At 33.3% G+C, this 23,461-nt stretch carries 20 protein-coding genes; 7 read left to right on the top strand and 13 right to left on the bottom strand.

The window, feature by feature from the left end; translation table 11 throughout:
* Window positions 1–3: 3 nt before the first annotated feature.
* From CZ809_RS02160 to CZ809_RS02120, 9 genes are all read right to left on the bottom strand, one after another.
* A complete protein-coding gene (locus CZ809_RS02160) occupies window positions 4–1,140 on the bottom strand; it encodes a glycosyltransferase (protein ID WP_080155796.1) in 1,137 nt (378 codons plus the stop codon).
* Entirely contained in the window at window positions 1,127–2,326 is a 1,200-nt protein-coding gene (locus CZ809_RS02155) for a hypothetical protein (protein ID WP_080155795.1), read from the bottom strand. Before CZ809_RS02155 ends, CZ809_RS02160 begins: the two co-directional genes overlap by 14 nt.
* A gap of 5 nt (window positions 2,327–2,331) precedes the next feature.
* On the bottom strand, window positions 2,332–3,432 hold the full coding sequence (glf, locus tag CZ809_RS02150; protein ID WP_080155794.1) for a UDP-galactopyranose mutase: 1,101 nt from the start codon (window positions 3,430–3,432) through the stop codon (window positions 2,332–2,334).
* A complete protein-coding gene (locus CZ809_RS02145; RefSeq protein WP_080155793.1) occupies window positions 3,429–4,589 on the bottom strand; it encodes a glycosyltransferase family 4 protein in 1,161 nt (386 codons plus the stop codon). Before CZ809_RS02145 ends, glf begins: the two co-directional genes overlap by 4 nt.
* The gene (locus CZ809_RS02140) at window positions 4,586–5,872 is read right to left on the bottom strand and encodes a lipopolysaccharide biosynthesis protein (protein WP_080155792.1); all 1,287 of its coding nucleotides are present in this window, start codon (window positions 5,870–5,872) and stop codon (window positions 4,586–4,588) included. Before CZ809_RS02140 ends, CZ809_RS02145 begins: the two co-directional genes overlap by 4 nt.
* Window positions 5,859–6,989, bottom strand: a complete 1,131-nt coding sequence (locus tag CZ809_RS02135; RefSeq protein WP_080155791.1) for a hypothetical protein — start codon at window positions 6,987–6,989, stop codon at window positions 5,859–5,861. Before CZ809_RS02135 ends, CZ809_RS02140 begins: the two co-directional genes overlap by 14 nt.
* Entirely contained in the window at window positions 6,982–8,010 is a 1,029-nt protein-coding gene (locus CZ809_RS02130) for an NAD-dependent epimerase/dehydratase family protein (RefSeq protein WP_080155790.1), read from the bottom strand. Before CZ809_RS02130 ends, CZ809_RS02135 begins: the two co-directional genes overlap by 8 nt.
* A gap of 55 nt (window positions 8,011–8,065) precedes the next feature.
* Window positions 8,066–9,346, bottom strand: coding sequence for a Vi polysaccharide biosynthesis UDP-N-acetylglucosamine C-6 dehydrogenase TviB (gene tviB / locus CZ809_RS02125; RefSeq protein WP_080155789.1), 1,281 nt, complete (start codon window positions 9,344–9,346; stop codon window positions 8,066–8,068).
* 332 nt (window positions 9,347–9,678) lie between these two features.
* Entirely contained in the window at window positions 9,679–11,868 is a 2,190-nt protein-coding gene (locus CZ809_RS02120; protein WP_080155788.1) for a polysaccharide biosynthesis tyrosine autokinase, read from the bottom strand.
* 754 nt (window positions 11,869–12,622) lie between these two features.
* Between CZ809_RS02120 and CZ809_RS02115 the strand changes: the two genes are divergently transcribed.
* Window positions 12,623–13,555 (top strand): hypothetical protein, encoded by a 933-nt coding sequence (locus tag CZ809_RS02115; RefSeq protein ID WP_080155787.1) that lies wholly within the window; start codon window positions 12,623–12,625, stop codon window positions 13,553–13,555.
* Window positions 13,556–13,647: 92 nt separating this feature from the next.
* Window positions 13,648–15,771, top strand: a complete 2,124-nt coding sequence (locus CZ809_RS02110) for a YjbH domain-containing protein (protein ID WP_080155786.1) — start codon at window positions 13,648–13,650, stop codon at window positions 15,769–15,771.
* A 70-nt stretch (window positions 15,772–15,841) separates the two neighbouring features.
* Here CZ809_RS02110 and CZ809_RS02105 read toward each other — a convergent pair whose 3' ends face one another.
* Together CZ809_RS02105 and CZ809_RS02100 are read right to left on the bottom strand one after the other, a co-directional pair.
* Window positions 15,842–16,750 (bottom strand): VirK/YbjX family protein, encoded by a 909-nt coding sequence (locus tag CZ809_RS02105; protein ID WP_370738010.1) that lies wholly within the window; start codon window positions 16,748–16,750, stop codon window positions 15,842–15,844.
* Between the two features lie 174 nt (window positions 16,751–16,924).
* Window positions 16,925–17,629 (bottom strand): EAL domain-containing protein, encoded by a 705-nt coding sequence (locus tag CZ809_RS02100; RefSeq protein WP_080155785.1) that lies wholly within the window; start codon window positions 17,627–17,629, stop codon window positions 16,925–16,927.
* 469 nt (window positions 17,630–18,098) lie between these two features.
* On the opposite strand from CZ809_RS02100, the gene CZ809_RS02095 reads away from it, so the two are divergent.
* Complete coding sequence (locus tag CZ809_RS02095) at window positions 18,099–18,668, top strand: cytochrome b/b6 domain-containing protein (protein ID WP_159447924.1); 570 nt, start codon at window positions 18,099–18,101, stop codon at window positions 18,666–18,668.
* A gap of 93 nt (window positions 18,669–18,761) precedes the next feature.
* On the opposite strand, the gene CZ809_RS02090 is transcribed toward CZ809_RS02095, so the two are convergent.
* Window positions 18,762–19,202 (bottom strand): DUF6789 family protein, encoded by a 441-nt coding sequence (locus CZ809_RS02090; protein WP_080155783.1) that lies wholly within the window; start codon window positions 19,200–19,202, stop codon window positions 18,762–18,764.
* Window positions 19,203–19,370: 168 nt separating this feature from the next.
* Here CZ809_RS02090 and CZ809_RS02085 point away from each other — a divergent pair, with 168 nt between their 5' ends.
* Entirely contained in the window at window positions 19,371–19,934 is a 564-nt protein-coding gene (locus CZ809_RS02085; protein ID WP_080155782.1) for a dihydrofolate reductase family protein, read from the top strand.
* Window positions 19,935–20,159: 225 nt separating this feature from the next.
* A complete protein-coding gene (locus CZ809_RS02080; RefSeq protein ID WP_080155781.1) occupies window positions 20,160–20,693 on the top strand; it encodes a class I SAM-dependent methyltransferase in 534 nt (177 codons plus the stop codon).
* 73 nt (window positions 20,694–20,766) lie between these two features.
* On the opposite strand, the gene CZ809_RS02075 is transcribed toward CZ809_RS02080, so the two are convergent.
* The gene (locus CZ809_RS02075) at window positions 20,767–21,738 is read right to left on the bottom strand and encodes a nucleoside hydrolase (protein WP_080155780.1); all 972 of its coding nucleotides are present in this window, start codon (window positions 21,736–21,738) and stop codon (window positions 20,767–20,769) included.
* A gap of 209 nt (window positions 21,739–21,947) precedes the next feature.
* On the opposite strand from CZ809_RS02075, the gene CZ809_RS02070 reads away from it, so the two are divergent.
* Together CZ809_RS02070 and CZ809_RS02065 are read left to right on the top strand one after the other, a co-directional pair.
* A complete protein-coding gene (locus CZ809_RS02070; RefSeq protein ID WP_369925431.1) occupies window positions 21,948–22,256 on the top strand; it encodes an ArsR/SmtB family transcription factor in 309 nt (102 codons plus the stop codon).
* A gap of 142 nt (window positions 22,257–22,398) precedes the next feature.
* Window positions 22,399–23,316 carry a permease gene (locus CZ809_RS02065; RefSeq protein WP_080155779.1) on the top strand — a complete coding sequence of 306 codons (918 nt, stop codon included), beginning with the start codon at window positions 22,399–22,401 and terminating at the stop codon, window positions 23,314–23,316.
* Window positions 23,317–23,461 lie beyond the last annotated feature (145 nt).

Genomic DNA, 23,461 nt, shown 5'->3' with positions numbered 1-23,461 from the left:
GTATTATTCATTGCTTCTCCAAAGTGCGACATAAGAATCACACATTCTAGGCAAAGAGTATTTTTCTTTAACTCTAGATTCATTATACTTCTGTATTTCTTTTCTAGTATTCATATTTTCATACATAGCTATCCCGTTTTTCATTCCTTCATACAAACAATTATCATTTATAGATTTACAAACAACGTTCATTTTCCCAATTATATGCCTTGAATCCCCAACATCTGTCGTAACAATAATTTTTCCAGTGGACATGGCCTCAGCAATAACATTAGGAAACCCTTCTCCAAACGATGAAAGAATAAGAATATCAATTACATTCATAATCATTGAGATATCATCTTGCTCTCCTACTAGAGAAACTTTTTCAGACACTTCGTTCGACTTAATTAAAGAAACTAGTTTTTCATTATCTTCTGTGCAACCAGAACCGACTAAAAGTAGTTGAATATTACTATTTTTAAGATTGCTGAATGCATTTATAAGGCCAACGTGATTTTTTTGAGGGTGATACCTTGCCACACATCCTAATATTATTTTACTATTGTCTAATTTAAGTTGCCGTTGTCCGATATTTCTTTTTTCTTCAGACGATGAATACCTGTTTATATCTAACCCATTAGGGATATAATGAAAAATATCTCTATAGCCAACTTTTATATGATTACTGACGGCGTTTAAAGAGCATGTAACTATTTTATTTGGAATGAAATAAGAAAATAACGCACAAACTTTTGCAGCAATCAAAGTACTTCTACTGTTAACTGTTGGGGTTAAATCAGTATGCCTCAACCCCCAATATATTTTCTTCACACGACAAAACTTGGCCGCAACGCCTCCTATTATATCTGCATGATACATCCATGTTTGTACAACATCTGGTTTACTTATATAGATTATTTTAATTAATCTAGGTAACGAAATAAATAATGCCAAAATACTTCTTTTTGCATTTAGAGTGTATATATCACAACCAATATCTTTAAGATATTTTCCATATTTACCTTCACCAGTAATAGAAACAACCACATGTTCTATTTCCTTATTTGTTTCATTAATCAAACGAAACAAAACACCTTCTGCACCGCCATTACCCAAACCTGTTATAACATGAATTATTCTTTTGTTATTTTTTTTCATTATTAATTATTCTACCATCTAAAACTGAAAACAAAAAAACCATCAATAAAACTCTAGATGAATATCCATGTAAAAAAATAGGTTCTTTAGCCTCAACAACCCAAAAACTAACAAAGATAATAAAACAAAATACTTTATTGACATTCAAACAAATATATTTATAAGAAACATATTGCCCCCAACCAATTGAAAAATAAAACAAAAAGAAACCAATAATTCCAGTTGAAAACAATTGTTTATAATATCCAACATCTATAACATTAATAATGCCATCGTATGAAAATGTTCCGTTACCAAATAATATAACATTCCAATTTGGCATGATATACATATTTGATATAGCATCAGTACTTTTTGAAGAAAACTTACCAGTTTCTTGATAATTATATAACAATTCGAATGAATATTGATGAACCATTTTTAATTCATCACTAGAAAAATCCAAATTATTAATTCCCACCAAAATAATAACAATTACTAAAGTTAAAATAGAAACAGATTTTATCGTTGGCTTCCCTATAGTGATTGCCAGCAGCGCGAACCAAGAAATAAAAGTAAGTACCATTCCAGTCCTTCCAACAAGCAAGGCACCTACAGATATAATTAAAGACAGTAATATAAGTAAGTTATTTTTTTTTTCTACATATAAAGCATGACTAAACATAACAGCCAAAGCTAAGCAAAAGGATAACTTTGCACCGCCACCAGATACAAACCCTTTAACCCTAAATGTTTCAGAGTAAATGATATTATCAGTGCTAATAAAATATGTCGATATCATATGTTTAATATAAGGAGAAAAATACTCACCGATACAAAAAGATGCTAAAATGGCACTTACAACTATAAAACTTCTTAAGAAATCAAATAGATCTATATTTTTTATGATGCAATAACAAACTACATTTATACTTATAAAAATAATAGTCAAATATTTAAAAACCATATTTATATAGCTCAAATCATTAGTACCATTATATATAATCGACATTACATTTAATGCAACTAGAATCAGCAATATATTAATATAGATTATAATATATGCATTTATTTTCCATCCCCTATTATAAACTCCTATTCTTATAAAGAAAAACACACACATACTTAGTAGAAGTAAAGTTGATAGACTTGGGAAAAAACTCAATTTAAAAGGATATATCAACAAGATGGAAATTAAATATGGCATATTAATTATCTATTAAATTTTTTATTAAAAGAATCTAACGCACTTTCGACTATTTCATCCATAGCATAATAACGATATTCAGCTAAGCGACCTATAAATGTAATATTATTTAGAGTTCTTGCCTTTTCTAAATATTTATTTTTTAGTATTTTATTACGTTCGTTAAGTATTGGGTAATATGGTTCATTTGCTTCATTATGCTCCATTGGATACTCAAAATGAACAGTAGTTTTGTGATGTTTTTGCCCTGTAAGCTTCTTATACTCCGTAATTCTTGTATAATCATAATTATTGGGGTAATTAACAACTGAGTGACTTTGAAAGCTTTCTTGCTCAAATGTTCTTTCCTCGAATATCAAACTTCTATAATCCAGCTCTCCCAACTCATAATCGAAATAGTAATCAAGAGGTCCAGTATATATTAACTCATCAAATTCAACCCCATCGATTATATCTTTATAATCAGTATTAAGCATAATAGAAATATTTTTTGAATCAATCATACTCATCATCATATCAGTATAACCAAGTAAAGGTAAACCTTGATATTTATGATAGAAATATCGACTCTCTTTATCAGTTCTAACTGGAACTCTCGATACTGTATCTGCATGTAATTCTTTAGGATCAGTCCCCCACTGTTTTATAGTATACGCCTTAAAAAAGGTCTCATATAGATAATGCCCCACTTGATTTACAACTGCTTCCTCTGCATTTTTAGGATCATCTGTAAACTTATAACCATCTAATTTACTTTGAAATTCTTCTTGAGAAAGGTTGGTATTAAATAGTATGTTGTAAGTATCTAAATTTATTGGAAAAGGAACTTGAAAACCTTTCACATTAGCAACTACTGAATGTTGATAATAATGCCAATCAGTGAACTTACCTAAATAATCCCAGACATCACGCTTATCAGTCCTAAAAATATGAGGCCCATACTTATGAATTAATATACCTTCATAATTATAATAATCATATAGATTACCACCTATATGATTCCTTTTATCAATTATTAATACCTTCTTATCTTTTAGGTTTGCAAATCTTTCAGCAAATATAATTCCAGCCAAACCAGCACCAACGATCACAACATCATACTTCATGATAATACCTCATACATTTCTTTATATTTTTCTACTACATTATTCCATAAGAAATCATTTTTAATCTTAGCGTTATTGTTTGAAAACATTTCCGCTAAGTCTGGATTTTTTATAATTTCTTCCATTTTTTCTGCTATCGATAGATGACAAACATCACAAAGCAACCCGTTAAAGCCATCAACTACAATTTCCGGAGTTCCACCAACAGATGTAGCAATTATAGCTTTCTCCATACCTACTGCTTCCATCAGAGTATTTGCAACACCTTCACTTCTAGATGGTAAAATATAACAAAATGATGAATTCATATATTTCAAATGTAGCGGAGATGGCACATAACCAACATAATCAATATTTTCCTCCACGCTTAAATCTTGAGCTAATTGTCTAAACTTAGAGTTATTCCTAACCTCTCTAAGGACAATTAACTTAACGTTTTGTATGTTTTTTTTATGAACCAACTCATGTAACGCTTTCAATAGCAGATCCGGACCTTTTATTTCTCTCTCACCTCCTAAATATACAAAAGAGTTAGTAATTATTACTTCATCCCTGTTACAGTACAAGTCCATAGAGTCACTATCTATTCCGTTAGTAATTACTATTTTATTATAGGGACCAATCCAATTATCAAGGATATTAAAAAAATACTGACACGCCGATGTTATTTGGTCAAATTGTTTTAAAGCATTTATTTTATCTTTCTTAGAGAGAAAAGTGTTAAAATGATCATTAGGATCTAAACCTAGAGCCCCATGCATTGTATAAACTGCACGAAGTTTGTCTTTCATTTTTACCTTTAATATAGAAGCTAGATACATATCCAACTCTAGATGACTATGTACAATTGAAATATTATTTTTTAATAAAAACCCTTCAACTGACAAAGAAGATCTTAATACTCTTTTCTTCTGAAAATTTAAGAAACCAAACTGTAAATTAAGTAGATAAACAATTTTATTTATAGCTCGACCTCCTTTAACTGAAAACATTGGTCCAATACTAAAAACACGTTCACTCCCAATGAGTTTAACAAATTCTATTTTTATCTCATCATTAGTAATAACATAAGTATTATCACTTCTTTTTAATATTTCTTTTACTACACTTTCAGCACCTCCAATCCCATTGGAAAATATCATCATTGCTACGTTCATTTAACTCCTCCTGAAGTTTTAAATCGAATTATCTTATACAAAACAATCAATAAAGAATGTAAAATCAGCATAAATAAAATGCCAATAAAACCGTAAGTATCTTTAATGAAATAAATTCCAGAAAAATACAACAACACAGAAAAAACAATCAATAATAAATTTTCTTTATGAAAACCACAAATATTAAATATTGGATGTATCACCGTAAACACCCCACTAATAATTATTGGAACAAGATATAACATTAAATAATTCGAATATTCCACATAATTCTCACCAAACGTTCTGTATATTATTAACTCTTTGAATACGAAAATTATCCCATATAATAAAAGTAGAGATGGGAGTAGAATTTTTACACTCTTTATTAAAACATTATTTAACGCTACTTTATCATCTTGAATAGCTCCAACTCTTGGAGCTACAACAACATAAAGAGGGCTTATTACTTGAAGGAATATACTTGATATAGACTTTAATACTTTTATCATTGCTGCAGAAGAAGACCCAAACAGCACTCCGATAATTAAAGTATCAGCTTGTTTAAAAACCACATCAAAAGATGCTGTAAGACTTGTATATACTGAAAAACTTAAAGCACCTTTTAGTGCAACTACCTCCTGTCTTCTTTTTGACTTTATTATTCCATATATGGCGTTAAATCCCACCTTCATAAAAAAAAGGATGTTAAGCATTAACGTTCTTAATAAAGCAGAAAATATAAATACTAATACAATGCTATCTAAATATAAATTATTAAAAATCAAAAAGTAACATAGTATCACTTTGAAAAATGAAATAAAAATATCGACAAATGCAATAATTGAAAAGTCACCATTTACTCTAAAATAACCTAATGATGTACCTTCAATAGTGCAAATTAGTATAAATGCATTAAGATAAAATAATTTATGATAATTGCTAACCTCTGGGTAAAAATACTCTAGAGCAGGGAGCAATAATATGAATACGATAATTGACAAGAGTGCAGTAATAATATCAATACTAAAACTAATCCGATATAAAGAGTATCTTTCATACTCGCCATATACTTTATCAAAGTACTTTACTATCGTCTGCCAAGTTTGAAAATTAAGTAATCCATTAATAGTAAAAATAAAAGACTGTGAAATAGCTAGCATTCCAAATTCTTCAATACTTATATTCCTAGCAATCAAAGATAGTACAGTTAGTGTTGATAGTCCAATAACACTATTAGACACTACAACCCAAAAAGTATCTTTTAGTAAAAAACTTTTAATGCTCAGACTATTTATTTTCATAAAATTCTTTTTGAATATATTTCACTAATTTTAATGCTTCAAATTTTGGAGATAGCTCCATGAATACTAGCTTATTTAATTTTTTGGATATTTCTAATCGTCTTTTTTTGTTATTTGCTAATTTTATTATGGACATATACCAAGACTTTTCCCCAACAGGTATACAATCAGGCATAAACCCACCAAACACACTAGAAACCTCTGGAACTGGGCATGATATAAAAGGAATATTTAATTGCGCAAAAATATAAGCCCTTCCAGCATTTGCACTTTCTTTAAACCTTAACTGCATATCATGTTTTCTATCTGTAATCCATAAGTAGCAACCAGCATCATAAATTAAAAACTTGGATATTCTTCCTCTGTATGGAATGTTATTTGGAACTAATCCAATATCTACATCACTTAAAAAATCATATATTTCCGGATAAGAATATTCGAACATTTCTATATCAAATTCATTTCCCAATTTTTTTTGGACATGATCTAAATTAGTCACAACTTTCAGTTTAACATTATATTTTTCGTTTAATTTGTTTAAGGCGGGAAATATATAACTTTTACTTTCTAGTAAATGTCTATAATTTCCATGATATCCAAAATATATACTATTTTCACTCTTTTCGCTCAGTCCATTATCTGGAGTTAACCCTTCAGGAAACTCTTCGACCAATTTCAAATATATACTTTTGTACCCTTCAAACTCAAACTTATTTCTTAAATCTATAGTATCTGCAATTAAAAAGTCAGACGCTTTTAGCTTTTCATTTCTCTTCTTTATATATGGATAAAGCTTATCATTAAAAAACAATCTAGATTGATATACTAAACTTCTAAGTTTGAGGCTATTAAATAGTGGTTCAATTCTTCTTTCATGATGTGGTTTAACCAAACCAATAATTAAATTAGGGTTGTCATTCCTCGCCGAAAATATGTCATCGTCGTCAGTATGAAATATTGCAACATCATACTTTCTATAGTTTTCATAATCATTTATATGGAGATTGACCATAGGCAATTGCCTTAAAGCATTGCCTAGTGCTAAAAATGGTATTCTTACACTACCAGTATTAACACTCCCTCTATGATTCATAACTATATTTATTGACTTAACCATTACAAAACCCTTTCACATAATTTGCCATTGTCTTTAGCAATCCTGTATGAATATTATAATTAGCTATATAACCTAACTTTTCTTTAGCTTTATAAATGTTAGCCTGTGAATGCCTCACATCTCCTGTACGAAAGTCTCGATATTTAGGCTCTGTATCTACCTCCATACCATTTTCTTTTAACGCATTTTTAATTGCATAGAACAAATCATTTAGTGTTGTTCTATCTCCAACCGCTACGTTGTAAACCTCATCTTTTTCTTCATCTTTTGCTGTCGCTGCTAATAAGTTCATTTGCACAACATTATCGATGTAGCAAAAATCACGACTGGTTTCACCATCACCATTAATAAATACTTCTTCATTATTAATCATGGCTGATGTCCATTTTGGAATTACCGCAGCATAAGCACCATTTGGATCTTGACGCTTGCCGAATACATTAAAGTAACGTAGGCCAATGGTCTTAAATCCATAAGTTTTAGCAAAAACACCTGCGTAAAGCTCATTAACATATTTAGTCACAGCATAAGGAGACAGTGGATTACCGATATTCTCTTCTACTTTTGGTAGTGCTGGGTGATCACCATAGGTTGAACTTGATGCGGCATAAGTAAAGCTTTTCACTTGCTCTTCTTTTGCGGCAGTCAACATGTTCAAGAAGCCTGTAATATTGGCCGCATTAGTAGTAAGCGGATCGTTAATTGAACGAGGAACTGAGCCTAATGCCGCTTGATGCAGAACATAATCGACACCTTTTACTGCTTGCTGGCACGTTGTAAAATCACGAATATCACCTTCAATAAAAGTAAATCGATCCCATTGAGCTTCATCAACAAGTGTTTTTACTTCATCAAGATTATATTGATGCCCTGTAGCAAAATTATCTAAACCAATAACCTTTTGGTTAAGTAATAATAATTTTTCTAATAAGTTAGAACCAATAAAACCTGCAACGCCTGTCACTAACCAAACTTTAGGTACATTTAATAATTGCTGTTGAATATTTTGATATTGAGTCATATAAATAAAACCACCTATTTACACAGGTGGCTTCCAAATTAAGTATAGGAGTTAACTACAGACGAAGATCAGACACTTGAGGTTCAAGTATATATTTCAGGTCATAGATAATAGACGCAGGCTTTGTTAAGGCTTTATATTCTTCAGCACTCATCGCTTTGAATTGCTCATGAGCAACAGCCACTATCACTGCATCATATTGCTGTTGAGGTTTTTCTGTTAATACTGCAACACCATATTCATGTTGGGCTTCATCTGGGCTAACCCAAGGATCATAAATATCAACAGCAATGTTGTATTCAGCCAGTTCTGCAATAATGTCAACAATACGAGTATTACGAAGATCAGGGCAATTTTCTTTAAACGTTAATCCCATGATCAATACGTTAGCACCTTTCACTTGAATGGATTTATGTAGCATTGCTTTTACTAACTGAGAAACGACATAAGCACCCATATTATCGTTAATACGACGACCCGCTAAAATTACTTCTGGATGATAACCAACGGCTTGTGCTTTGTGAGTTAAATAATAAGGATCAACACCAATACAATGACCGCCAACAAGACCCGGACGGAAAGGTAAGAAGTTCCATTTTGTACCTGCTGCTTTTAATACTTCTTCAGTATCAATATCTAATTTATTAAAAATCACTGCAAGCTCATTAATAAGCGCAATATTCAAATCACGCTGAGTATTTTCAATGACCTTAGCAGCTTCAGCGACTTTAATTGATGATGCTTTATAGGTACCCGCTGTAATAATTTGACGATAAATACTATTAACATATTCAGCGACTTCTGAGGTTGAACCCGACGTTACTTTTTTAATGGTTGTCACGCGGTGTTCTTTATCACCAGGGTTAATTCGCTCTGGTGAATAACCCGCATAAAAATCAGTGTTAAACGTAAGGCCAGAAACACGCTCTAATACAGGAATACAAACCTCTTCGGTTGCACCTGGGTAAACAGTCGATTCATAAATAACAACATCGCCAGTTTTTAGAACCTTTCCTAATGTTTCAGACGCTTTTACTAATGGTGTTAAATCTGGCTGCTTATGCTGATCAATTGGCGTAGGAACCGTTACAATGTAAACATTACATATTTTTAAATCATCAATATTCGCACTGTATTCTAGAAACGTTGCTTCTGATAATTCTTCAGATGAACATTCTAATGTAAAATCAATGCCATCACGCAATTGTGCTACGCGTGTTTCATTAATATCAAAGCCTAATGTTTGCTGTTTTTTACCAAATTCAACGGCGAGAGGCAGGCCGACATAACCTAAGCCAATAATACCAATACGAGCATTCGCTACAGAAAGATCCATCATTATATTCCATTATTTTTAAAATTAAGGCACAAAAAAGCACTAGCCGTTAAGACTAATGCTTTTTATTAATCAGGGTCTAGGGTCTAGGGTCTAGGGTCTAGGGTCTAGGGTCTAGGGTCTAGGGTCTAGGGTCTAGGTGAGAATTATCCATCCCCTAATATTCAAATAAACAAAACTATCAATTCTACGACAATGGTGAGTAGATTCCCTATCTCGTTCGTAACCTCACTGTAGGGAATGACGGGGTTAGTTCGTACATTTGCTATAGGGAATAACGAAAGTTTAAGCTCTTCCTCGACACTAAACCCTCGCCCCTCAATAACTACTCTCTACTTCTTATCACTCGCATAACTATAGTTATAATAGCCATAGTTACCACCGTAATAACTGCTCGCTTTATGTAATACGCCATTAAGAATAAAGCCTTTCACTTCAATGCCGTTTTGTTCAAAGCGTTGTTTAGTAATTTCGACTTCACGAACGGTATTTTCACCAAAGCGACCCACTAATAAAGTCGTTCCTGCATGAGCGCCTACAATGGCAGCATCGGTTACGGCTAATAATGGTGGCGTATCAATTAACACCATATCGTAATGTTCAGCAGCCCACTCCATTAATGCATTAAAACGAGGATGCATTAACAACTCAGACGGGTTAGGTGGAATATCACCCCGTGAAATATAATCCAGATTATCAATAGCAGGATGCTTAACAACCTCTGCTATCGTTTTTTGACCACTTAAATAATCAGATAAACCTAACTTTTGGCTCTTACTAAATTGATATCCCATGCGGCCTTTACGCATATCAGCATCAATTACTAATACTCGATGACCCGCATTGGCAATAATCGCCGCAATATTGGCAGTTACAAAGGTTTTACCAACACTTGGGCTTGGTCCTGAAATCATCAGAATATTATTTTTTGCTTCCATCATCGCAAAATGCAAGCTAGTACGTAGACTGCGCAATGCCTCAATCGATAAATCAGCAGGGTTAACCTCTGACAGTAACTTTTTATGAACCTCATCCATTCTTGTTTGTTTTTTATCTAACGCTACTTGGTCATTAGATAAAGGAATCGATGCATAGACAGGTAAACCAATCGCTTCAATATCTGCAGGGCTTTCAATACGACGTTTAAATAATACAAAACCAAAAATAACCGTGACAACTAGTATAAAACCAAAAATGATAAATAAAGTTATAATAAATGATTTTTTAGGCGCTATTGGCGAAAAATAATCTTGAGATTTATCTAAAATTCGCACATTACCGACCGTACCTGCTTTTACAATGCTTAGTTCTTGGGATTTATTGAGCATTTGTAAATAAATTTGCTGGCTAACCTGCACATCACGCATTAAGCGTAATACGGCACGTTGAGTTTCTGGTAATTTTTGAATTTGTTTTTCTAAACGCTTTTTCTCATCATTCAAAATACCACGCTTATCTTGTAACGCGATATACATTGGGTGTTCTTGCGTAAAGCGTTGTGATATTTCACTTTCTTTAAACACTAACTCATTCAATTGACCATCTAATTGCACCATCGCTGTCAGTTTCGCTTTCGCTTCTAGATCTAAATCTACTGAATCATTTTTTGAACGGTAATCATTTAATTTATCTTCCGCCATAGTCAATTTATCTTTGACGTTCGGTAATTGCTGTTCAAGAAAGGCTAAACTTTTTTCTGCTTCAGCTGAATTACGCTCAACATTTTGCATTAAATAATTTTGGCTAATACTATTAATGATTTGTTCAATCTCAACGGGGTTTTCACCAGTAAAAGTTAGTTCTAATATACCGGTTTGTTTACCAATCTCACGGATAGTTAAGTTTTCTTTTAACTGTTGAATCGCACTATATCGAGCACGTTTAGTTACCGTGAAGCTATCATTCACTGTGCCATTTAAATCGGTAACGTATAAACGGTAGCCATGGCCTTCACTCCATTGCCCCGTTTTGCCTTTAAACAAAATATTGCCTTGGGCATTGGTTACTTCATAGCGGCCTTTCGTGAAATTATTTGAATCAATATCGGTGATCACTAACGTAACAGTTGCCGTTCTCATATTATCTGGGATAACAAAATGGCTAACATTGATGCTGATTTGTTGGTTCCGTAATCGCGCTAATCCTTTGCCCACATAAGGTAAATAGTTAGGGGTAACGACAGTGGTTAAATCAAGATCATCTACAGTTTCACCTAATACCATTCGAGAACCGATAATAGCGATTTCAGTGCTGGAAGAAGAACCCTGATCGAACATTTCCCCCATATTAGAACTCACAAGGGTTGAAATCCCCCCTGTTTGTTTTTGCTCAACTTGAATTAACGCATCGGCTTTATAGATTGGCGTAGATAACAAAGCAACAATGATACCTATAATACTGAATAATACGGTAATGCCAGCAATATACCATTTGGCATCAACCAGACTGCCAAACAATTTACCAAAATCAATATCATCTACTTTATGGTTGGCAGCTATTGGTGTTTTTTGTATTTCACTCATAAAAATTATAAATCCAAATCAATGACTACTTATAGGTATACACATGGAAAAACACACACTCTATTTATTATTAACTTAGTAAATAATGAACATCTTAGTAATGTTGTTTCATTATCAATACATAATCAATTAATTATGCTACCGCCCTAAGGTTACAGCCCCTCAATTGCTTTAATATAAATTAAGATGTGTAAAAAATAGAATAAATATGTTTTTATTCTATAAATTATATATTTTAATACTTTGTAATATAATTACAGAGCAATCTATTTATTAGAAGCCATTAAGATAACATATGCGACAAGGTTCACACTTATAATGAGCCACCACAAACTAAATGATAGAATAAACAATAGGATATAAGAACCCCATCTGTGACAGTTCTTTAATGTCGATATAATTGATATTTTTCCCTTATGTAACAGTGAATATCAAATAGCAAATAATGTCGCTTCTGGTCACAAATATAATTTATACCTTATAAATAAAGTACGAATAACTAACTATACATATACTTCTTTCATGTATCATCACATTATTAGTTATTAATCATCAATACAGTGTTATTTATTACTCTATCAGCTATTACTTTATAATTAAGAGTTCTGTTTATATTGAACATATAACAAAAGAAAAGCTAAGAGATTACAAATATACTGACAAGATTGATACTAATATAAAAATGCTCTTACTATTATTCTAATAGTAATTAAAAAAAGCCTTCAAATATAACATTCAACATTTAAGGATAGCTATGAAAATTAAATTAATCTCAACCATCATTGCAGGAATACTTCTTGCTGGGTGTGGAAGTGATAGTGATGACACTGGCACAGATAAAAATAAAAAGCCCACGACGGTACTGGCTTTTGATGGTGCAATTAATGGCATGGTTGCAACATATCTTTGTGATGGTGATCAAACAGGGACAACAGAAGCAAAAACTGATGGTTATGGCAAGGTTACTATTTTTAGCGATACCTTTGCAGATAAACCAGAATCTTGTTCTGTTCTATTCTCGGTACCTAAAGATGGCATAGCTGTAGATATGTCAAATGGTAAAGACATGAGTAAAGTATCCTACTCCATTCCTAAAGGCCTAATCAAAAATGGCCAGAAGGATATAGCAGGTACACCGTTTACTACGTTAATAGATAAAACGATGAAAGAAACGGGTGATACTGACATCACAACAGCAAAAAATTCAGTTTTTACTTCTCTTGGCTTAGACAGCTCATTAACAAGTGATCAAAAAGATGAATTATTAGCTAATCCACAACAAGCATTAGCGAAATTAGATAAAACAATTGCTCAAGACATCGTCGCTAAAACTGTTGTTCTTTCTGATGTTTTAGTCTCACAAAAAGATGATGAAACAGTTACTGTTGCTGATATCGCCGCAGTAACCGAAACGATTGCTAAAGATATTATTGATAAAAATCCAGCATATCCAAAAGCCTCTGAAGGCTCAAACGATATCATCATTATCGATGTTAGTGACGAATTAACAGATAAAGATAACTTTGATCAAGCTGCTGGCGGTGAGGTACCACCTGTAATCGGAGATATAACGACAAAACCGCCAACAAAACCAGAAACTGAGTTACCCGATCCAGAAGATCCACCAGTAGAACCAACACCACCAACTCCAGGTACTGGCGGTGGTGATGGCGGCGCAACGGATTAATTAATCGTTATTTTTAATATATTGTACTCAATAAAAGGCACCTTTGGTCAGGTGCCTTTCATCATTTTATCGTATAAACATGGAAGTCGATTATGCCTCTTCATATAGCTAGCCCTTTATCATTATTAACGATAGCCATTGCTGCTAGTTTGCCTTCTATCGCTCAGGCATCATCTGTTGATAATTTACCCTCAAGCCAAAGCTATACCGGATTAATGTTTATTCCCAATGCTCAAGTTATTGATACTGGGGGTTTTAATCTCTCATTTCATCAAGGTGTTCCCCATCAAAATAGCATTGCCAGTATCGATGATTGGTTCTTTGGTGCTGGCGTTTTTAAAGGCCTAGAAGCTGGCGGGCGTATTGTTACCCAGTCTTATGACTGTAATAGCTATCTTGAGAATAACTGTGGTATTAGAGATCTATCGATGTCGGTTAAATATCAATTACCGTTTGTTTATGATTACACTGGGCTTAATCTCGCAGTCGGTATTCAAGATCTTGGTGGTACAGGTAATCACTTTGAAACTAAATATGTTGTTGCAGATAAAACCTTTGATGCGTTAAAGCTGCGTTTAAGTGCGGGTTATGGTCAATCAAATTTAGAGTTTGGAATCATGGATGGACCTTTTGCTGGCGCTGAATGGCAGCCATTATCATTCATGCAAATTACCGGTGAGTATGATGCCAGTGAATTTAATGCCAATGCTAAATTATTCACACCAGAAGGATTACTCCCCTATGGCGCTCAATTAAGCTTAGATTACGAGCTTTATACTGGACATCAAAATAGTGACCAAACAGTTTGGGGGCTTAATGCTACGATTCCACTCTTTGGCTATGGTTCCAACAAACGAGAACAACTCTCTGTTGAGCAGCAACAACGGTTACAGCAAGCTCTTACCCAGCAGTTAGATAATCATAAAAATAGTAGCTTACAAGGCTTAATTTCAGCATTAAAAAATGATGGATTCCTTAATATTCAAGTGGGGAAACGCCATGATAAGTTAATCATTACACTTGAAAACCGTCGTTATAATCATAATCCAATGGATGGAGTTGGGGTTGCTTTAGGTATTATTGCGGCGAATACAGGTGCAGATACTTTCGCTGACTTTGAAGATACTGCCAAGATCACACCGTCAACAAAACAACAAGAAGTTGAATTAATTATGCTAACAAATGGTATTCCTATGTTTACCATTAATAGTGATATGAGATGCTATCGTGCGTTTTTAGAAACAGGTGATAACTGCGATTCAATGTGGTTCAGTAGTTATAATGCTCGGATTGCATTTACACGAACAGAATGGTTGACCAACAAAGAAAGTAATGGCTTTGGTCGCAGTCAAATTATCCTATCACCACAATTAGCACATAGAACCGCGACAGAATACGGCGTTTTTGATTACTCATTAGCATTAAGCACTAACCTCTATACCCCACTATGGCAAGGTGCTGCGATTGATATTCGTCATACGTTACCGATTAGCGAAAGTGATGACTTTAAGTCGGGTGAAATTTGGGAAAACTCAGCTTATGACTCTCAGATAGATCGTATCTTCTTACATCAAGCCTTTAAATTGCCACAAAATATTATGACCCAATTTAGTGGCGGTTATATATATGGCGATTATTGGGGGGGAATGAATGAAACAAATTGGTTTACACCAAACGGTCAGCACAGTGTAGGCTTTAAACTCAGCCAATTTAGAACAGAAGATAATGATCTACCAGATACTAAAGATAAAGGTGTTCGTTTAGCTCATTATTTATATTCTCAACCGCAATGGGATTGGCAGCTTGAATTACAAGCAGGTGAATTTTGGCAAGGTGATACCGGTTTCAAAGCAACGTCTAGCCATTGGTTAGGTGATGCTCGTTTAAGTGCTAGCTATCTAACATCCAAAGCACAAGGTGCTAATGATTATGAAGATTTTGTAAGTTTAAGTATCTCTATACCTTTAACACCATGGCGTGATATGAAGCCTAACTATATTCAGGTTCGAGGTATTGATCAGTTTACTTACACGCTACAAACTCGTGTTGGTGATGGTGCTAATTACCTTAATACTGGGCTTGGTGGTTCAAATGATTTACAACACAACATCGCTCGTCAATATCAAGGCCAAAACCGCTTAACCCAAGCCTATTTTAATGCAAACATCCAACATTTACGCAATGCTTACATCAAATATGTAAAAATAACACAATAGATTAGGACCGTATAATAAGAGTGAGACACACTGTCTCACTCTTATTAAAATTAGAATGTTATACAATTAATTATTTAAGATTCTGCTCAATCAGCACTTTTGTATTATCTAGCCATTCATAGCGTCGACGATACATCGCACGTTTAGGACGTGAAATATCTTCGGGATTACGACGAATATCTTCAAGCGTTAGTTGATATAAATGCTCATCAAACTCAGTTGCGCCTAATGCTAACCAATGCTTATCGTAATCCATCTTGATTTTTCCAGTAGCGTAACGTTTTGCTGAATAAGTATGGGCACTATTCTTTATAGCAAGCAGTGTGTCTACCTGCCAAGCATTAGCAAGCAGTGTGACCATTTTAATCATTAAATCTTTTGGACGTTGCCCGAATAATGCTTTAGTCAGTAATTTTATTTTTTGGTTATTTTCAGGGCTACTCGCAGGGCCTTGCAAACCACCTATCACTAATTGACGCTTCCCTTTTACATTCCGAATCGCAAATGTGAGGGTATAAAAATTTTCATCAACATCATTAAAGAGCGTTAAGCTCATATCACCCTCTTTTTGATAACGAGAGTAATATGCTAACTTAAAACAGTAATCAACATCATCTACAGTAAAGTTACATAATGTTAAGCCATTACTATCCTTGTAGATACCATTACGAATATGTTCAGGTAATTGAGAGACAAACTTAAAATGCTCTACAACAAATTTTGCGCGTTCAATAGAATTTGTTCCATAAATTACATAAGGACGGAATGGCTTTTCTAAAAAACGAAGGTTACGTTGACATAAAGTATCTAGCAAAGAAGGATCTATTTCAGAGGTGATATGCTGGAAAGCTTTATGGTAGTACATCGCACGAAGAATAAATTTTACTCGATAGCGCCATAATGGTGAGTATTTACCAGCTAAACTATCAGGATAAATGATTTTTGCATGGTTACTAAGAGATATGTTGGACTGAATCACACAATTAATTCTTATATAGTATATTTAATCTTCCATTATCAATTAGTTGTATTTTTTATCAATTGATTTATTACATACTGACATGATATGCATCATATTTATACCGCTAGTGCAAAATAAACGCAACAAATAGGCGTTATTTCTAACTAGTTATCGTTTTATGCCAGTTTTTCATCAAAGATCTAATCGATACACCTCACTTTCTAGTCGTAATGGCTTAGAAAAATAAAAGCCTTGAAAGTACTCAATACCAATCGATTTTAATAATACTAATGTCGTTTCTTTTTCTATACCTTCAGCAATAATTTTAAAATTTAAACTCCAAATAAACTCACACAGAATTTTGATTGATTGTATTAATGATGGGTTGTTTTCAATATCATTTACGAGGATTTTGTCTAATTTTATAAAATTAATATTGCGAAGATTTATTAAACGTCTGACTGATGAATAATCACTTCCAAAATCATCGACACTGACACTGATCCCAATAGAATTTAGCAAGTTAACATTTTCATTACATTGTTCGAAGTTAATTATCTTATCACTCTCTAATATTTCAAGTTCGAGATGTAAATTTAATGCTTTTATCGCCTCTATATTTATGTCACTTAATAAAATAGGCGTTGACATAAACTCACCGCTTACATTAATAGAGATGATATTATTAATAACCTCTTTATCTGATATTTTAGATAAGCTATCAATGACGCTGTTAATAACAAAACAATCAAATTTTATATTGTTAACATTTTTATCAACTAAAAAATCAGGGCAACTTAAACCACCATTAATTTCACTTCTTAATAATGCTTCATATCCAAACAAGATGTCATTATGATATTTAGGCTGATACATAAAAAATATACCATTATGCATACATTAATCACTATTCTTTATTAAAAAATATTTTTTATAATATATACCAAAAAAAAACAATTAACTACTTAAAACTCTATAACATAGCATGCTAAAAAAATTATAATTCATAATAAAAGTTATAAATTATATTCATTATTATGTATAGAAGATCATATTTTGTAATTAATGCTAATTTATTACTTGTATTTATATTCTATATAGATATTTTTGAAAAATAACATTTCTTCTATTTACTTATTCTTTATTTTATTTTCACTGTATTTTACAGCACAATATTTTTCATACATACTCACTAAAAATATTATAAAAAAACAAACATAATCATAACGCATTGATTTTAATGTAAATAAAAAACAACTCAATATTCAAATTAATGCCTATGCATTTAATAATGATTAATATTCATTAAACATTCAGGATATCCATGATACGATTGTGGAATAAAAATTTATCTTTTGGCCGTTTTATGACTTCACAACTTCATTTTCCAAAACTGCACCGTTTAATACATTGGTTATTAGCATTTTCTATTCTATTTATTTTATTAACTATTGTATTACGCTCAACGTGGATGGACAAAACACATATCGCAACGATCCTTCAATCTGGATTGCAAAGTGATAATATTTCCATATCACAACAACAAGCTATAACAATTGCTAAATCAATCCGCAATGAAATGTTTCAGTGGCATTATATTGTGGGATACTTCATTGGTATCCTAGTGCTTATACGATTATATTACTCTAAAAAAGTGGGTCTATTTATGCCGAACCCATTGAAAAAAAATAGTTTGCATGATCGTCTACAAGGATTGCTATACATTGCTTTCTATTTATTTTTAGCGAGTATTGTAATCACAGGTTTAGTCATTCATTTCTTAGGACATGATTTTATTCTATATTCAGCTTGTAAAACATTTCATAAGCTTTCATGGTGGGGCGTTGTAGGATTTATGCTAATCCATATTAGTGGAGTTATTTTTGCGAATGGTCGTGATAATAGAGATACAATTACAAAAATAATTAATGGCTAAAACATACAAAAAACACAACAAAATAATAACAATAAAAAGCTGAGATATTTAATTTCTCAGCTTTTTACTTTTAATAATAAATAACCATCTAACTTATTTATTATCTTTAGGTGTACCAACAACAAGTCCAAGAATAATACCGTAAACCATATGCCCCATTAAAGCGACCATTGACATTGGCACACTATGGAAGAATATACCTTTACCAGCCATTGGCATCACAACAATCATCGCGCCAAGGTAAATAGGTATTAAGAAGACTAAACCACGCAACCAACCAGAACCAGGTAAACGACTATAACCAATTAATAAGTAAGCGATTGGGAATACAATTGTACCTACCACGAAGTGCATCATTAAGCCGACACTATCAGAGGTTCCTAACATATGAGCAATAATCGCAGCAACATTCATTGAATGCCCAATAAGATGTGGTGCAATAAATTTACCCATTAAAGTAAATGCTAATGTACCTAAAAAACCACCGATGAGTGCTTTTACTACATTACTTGTGCTTACGTTTTCTTTAAACATACGATGACCTAAATGCGTTATGGAATATGGTTTTAGGATAGACATTCCTCCTACGGGAAGGTCAACATAATTATGCGATTAAAAGACAGAAAACAGCATTTAATTGTTCAATTCATCAATAATAAACCATGATAGAATCAAAATTCTTACTATTTGAGAGAATAAACCATGAAATGTTCTGTATTTATCGCTACTAGTGTTGATGGATTTATTGCAAGAAAAAATGGCTCAGTCAATTGGTTACAGACTGCAGGTAACAAAAATGCAGATATGAGCGATCAAGCTGATATGGGGTTCAATCAATATCTCGCTTCAGTTGACTGTATAATCATGGGACGTAAATGTATGGAAACTATCTCAAGTATGGATCTACCGCCAGAACAATGGCCTTATGGCAATATTCGAATCATTGTTTTGAGCACAACCATCACCCAAGCTCCCGATAACTTACGTGACAAAGTCGAAATGTATGCTGGTAATATTAAGATTTTAATAACGAAACTAAGTACTGAAGGCTATCAACATGCTTACGTCGATGGTGGAATGACTATTCAAGCGTTTATTAATCAGCAATTAATCAATCATATCACTATTACTCGTGCTCCTATATTACTAGGCAGTGGTATTTCACTGTTCGGTGAAACCCACAAGGATATCGAATTAGAACAAACACAAGCAATTGTTTTTCCGAATAACTTTATTCAAGTAAAATACAGTGTGAACTATAAATAATATGACTAAATACTCAGCAGCCATCATAGTTGCTGAGTCCAAATATAGCTCAACAATGGGAAACTATATTTATTATGAAATCACTTATTAGGCTGACTTCACCCATTTAATGTAAACCCTCGTTGATATTTCATTGCCTATTTCACAAAACATCACATTTTTGACCGCTTTCTTCTATTTATAGTGTAACTATGCACTATCTTTTTTTTATGGTGTTTACCTATAGTGATAATTGAATTTTTAAGAAACCCTAAAAATACCGATTCTGTTATATCAAGCAGTCAATTTTTAGTTCAAGAAATGATTTCACACATATCACCAGAAAATACGATTATTGAGTTGGGTGCAGGCTCTGGTGTTATCACACGTAAACTCGCAGAAATTCAAGCCATTGAGACTATTTATACCTATGAAAATAACGTTATTTTTCACAAATCATTAGTAAAAATTAATAAGACTATCTGTGTATCAGATCTGTTTACAATGAGACAACGCCATCAAAACCAAAAAGTTAAAACCGTTATCTCTAGTATTCCCTTTGTTAATTTTTCAACTGAAACTAAAGCGAAGGCGTTAAATGATATCAGTGCCGTTTTAGAACATGGTGGAAAACTAATTCAATATACTTATCTAAATCGTTGTCCATTTGGTACAGATAATCTTCGCGAAAATAAACTGATGCAAACCAACATGAAAAAAGTATGGCTTAACTTCCCTCCTGCTACAGTTTTTGTTTACGAAAAAAACAATCATTTGTAATATCTCACCTTATAAATTTAAAGGCTATCAATCATAGATAGCCTTTATTATTATACTAATATCCCAGCTTATCTTATTGGTTATGAGAATAATCAATAAGGGTCTTTTGATACAAGTCTAACAATTGTGCGGAGTCAACACTAATACCTACCTCTTGAGCGGGCATTGATGACCATTCATCAGTTTGGTATTGCTTTGTATCTAATTTCTGAATTGTCATACCACTTGCAGGCCCTTCACAAACAACACGTACAGCCCCTTTTCGAGTTATAAATAATTCAGGATCAATCACATAAGCAATAGCTGACGGATCATGTACATGACAACCATCAAGCCCTACCTTCTGTGAATAGAAACGTAAATAATAACGACTGATAGTAAAGATGAATTCCCCCATATCAGCAGCATCATGGCGTAATTGGTCAAGATAATAAGCACTAAAGAAACTTTCTTCAGTAACATCAAGTCCAATGATAGTTACAGGCCAAGGCGCACAAAACACAATATCGGCAGCATGAGGATCATCATGAATATTGGCTTCGGCATAAGGAGTGACATTGCCGCGATGATCATTTTCACCAAATGCTCCCCCCATAATCACAACTTGACCAACTAATTGAGCTATTTCTGGTGCTGCTTGTAGGGCTAAAGCAAGATTGGTTAGTGGACCTACAGCCACCAACGTAATTTCATGAGGATGGGCTTTTACAGTATCGATTATATATTGGTAAGCTGGACGTGGATCAGGATGACCAACAAAATCATCAGGCACATGGAAATCGCCTAAGCCTGTAATGCCATGAACAACTTCCGTCGGACCAACAGGACTACGAACCAAAGGTTGACTCGCCCCTTGAGCAATATCTGCCGTCATCTTAAAGCGGTGCTTAAGATACAACGCATTACGAGTACCATTTTCAATAGTTGCATTACCAAAAACAGTAGTAAGTGCAACCAATTCAATATCAGGATGTGCTTCAGCAAATAAAATTGCCATCGCATCGTCAATTCCAGGATCGGTATCTAATATGATTTTTTTGGGCATTATATCTTCTATTAGCTCTATTGATTGATGCTATTACATCTATATAGCAACGATTATGAGTGATTTAAGATAGAATAAATGACTGTTGATATTGTTACTGTGATAATTGTAGATAAATAGCGGCTTCTGTTCGCTTTCTTTTTTTATCAGAATTCGCTATATTTCCACAATAATAGAAATAAAAACCAATATAAAAGGTCAGCTTTACTATGACGTGTCATCAAATAGATACCATCCAAATTGCTAAATCACTTAAAGAATTAGGCCACCCAACCCGTTTAGCCATTTTTAAGCGCGTCATTAAAGCGGGCTATCAAGGCATTGCTGTCGGGGATATTCAACAGCAACTGGCTATTCCAGGCTCAACCCTTTCTCACCACATTTCTAGCCTTGCTTCGGCTGGGTTACTCACCCAACGTCGTGAAGGACGTACACTCTTTTGTGTCGCACAATATGATGCTTTAACCAGTGTCATCAGTTTTTTACAAGATGAATGTTGTATTGACGAACAACGATAGTAACTAAAATCCTAATTTTCAATATCTTAATTATTTTATATTTTTCTTAATGAAAATATTTCCACACTTATAGAAATATAATTTTGACAACACTCTCGTTTACCTTTATATTTCGACAATACTAGAAATATAGAGAATTAATATGTTTACAATAACATCCGAGATGATAACCAATACCTTACAAATGTTTGGTTTTCTTGCCGTTGAACTTACAGTACTATTTCTTGCAATTAGTTACCTCGTTGGCATATTACAGGTGTATATTCCCCCCGCTAAAATTCAATCCATTCTTAGCGGTAAAAATGGTAAAGGCTATTTCATTGCAGGCTTACTTGGTGCTATTACTCCTTTTTGTTCATGTTCAACTATTCCATTTTTAAAAGGATTACTGCGAGCAAAAGCAGGATTTGGCACTATGATGGTATTTTTATTTGCCAGTCCTTTGCTTAATCCCATTATTGTTGGTTTATTTGCGGTAACTTTTGGCATAAAAGTCACTGTATTTTATTTTGTAATGGCGATGGGTGTCTCAATTATTGCAGGCTATTTACTGGAAAAATTAGGTTTTGAAAAATACATCAAAGATGAAGCCTATAGCGAGCCAAAACCATCATGCTGTGGATCAAGCTGTAGTTCGATCCCAAAACCAGTAAACAAATGGCTTAAAATTTGGCACTCGACATGGGCTGATTTCAAAAAAGTGTTGCCTTACTTGATTGGCGGTATCGCTTTAGGTTCGATGATTTATGGCTTTATGCCAACAGAATTTGTGGCTAAAGTTGCCAGTGAAAATAACCCATTTGCAATTCCCATTGCAGCCATAATTGGTATTCCACTTTATATTCGTGCAGAAGCCGTTATTCCATTAAGTGCTGCATTAGCTGCAAAAGGCATGGGATTAGGCGCGGTAATGGCCTTGATCATTGGTAGTGCGGGGGCAAGTTTAACCGAGGTTATCTTACTTAAATCAATTTTTAAGAATCAAATGATTATCGCATTCTTAGTGGTAATTCTTGGCATGGCTATCAGTGCTGGATTTATTTACCAATTTATCTTTTAATTTTTAACCCGATATTAAAAAATCCCTCCTCCTTAAACGGTTGAGGGATTTTTTTTATTCAAATTTAATCAAAAATAGCAACCTCCCCCCAAAAAGCATAAACAACAAAGATCACAACATAGCCATGTATATTAAATTAAATTAC

Source organism: Photobacterium piscicola (genome assembly GCF_900166965.1).
GTDB lineage: Bacteria > Pseudomonadota > Gammaproteobacteria > Enterobacterales > Vibrionaceae > Photobacterium > Photobacterium piscicola.
The sequence above is the reverse complement of the archived record's forward strand: the minus strand, read 5'-3'. Positions and strand labels throughout refer to the sequence as shown.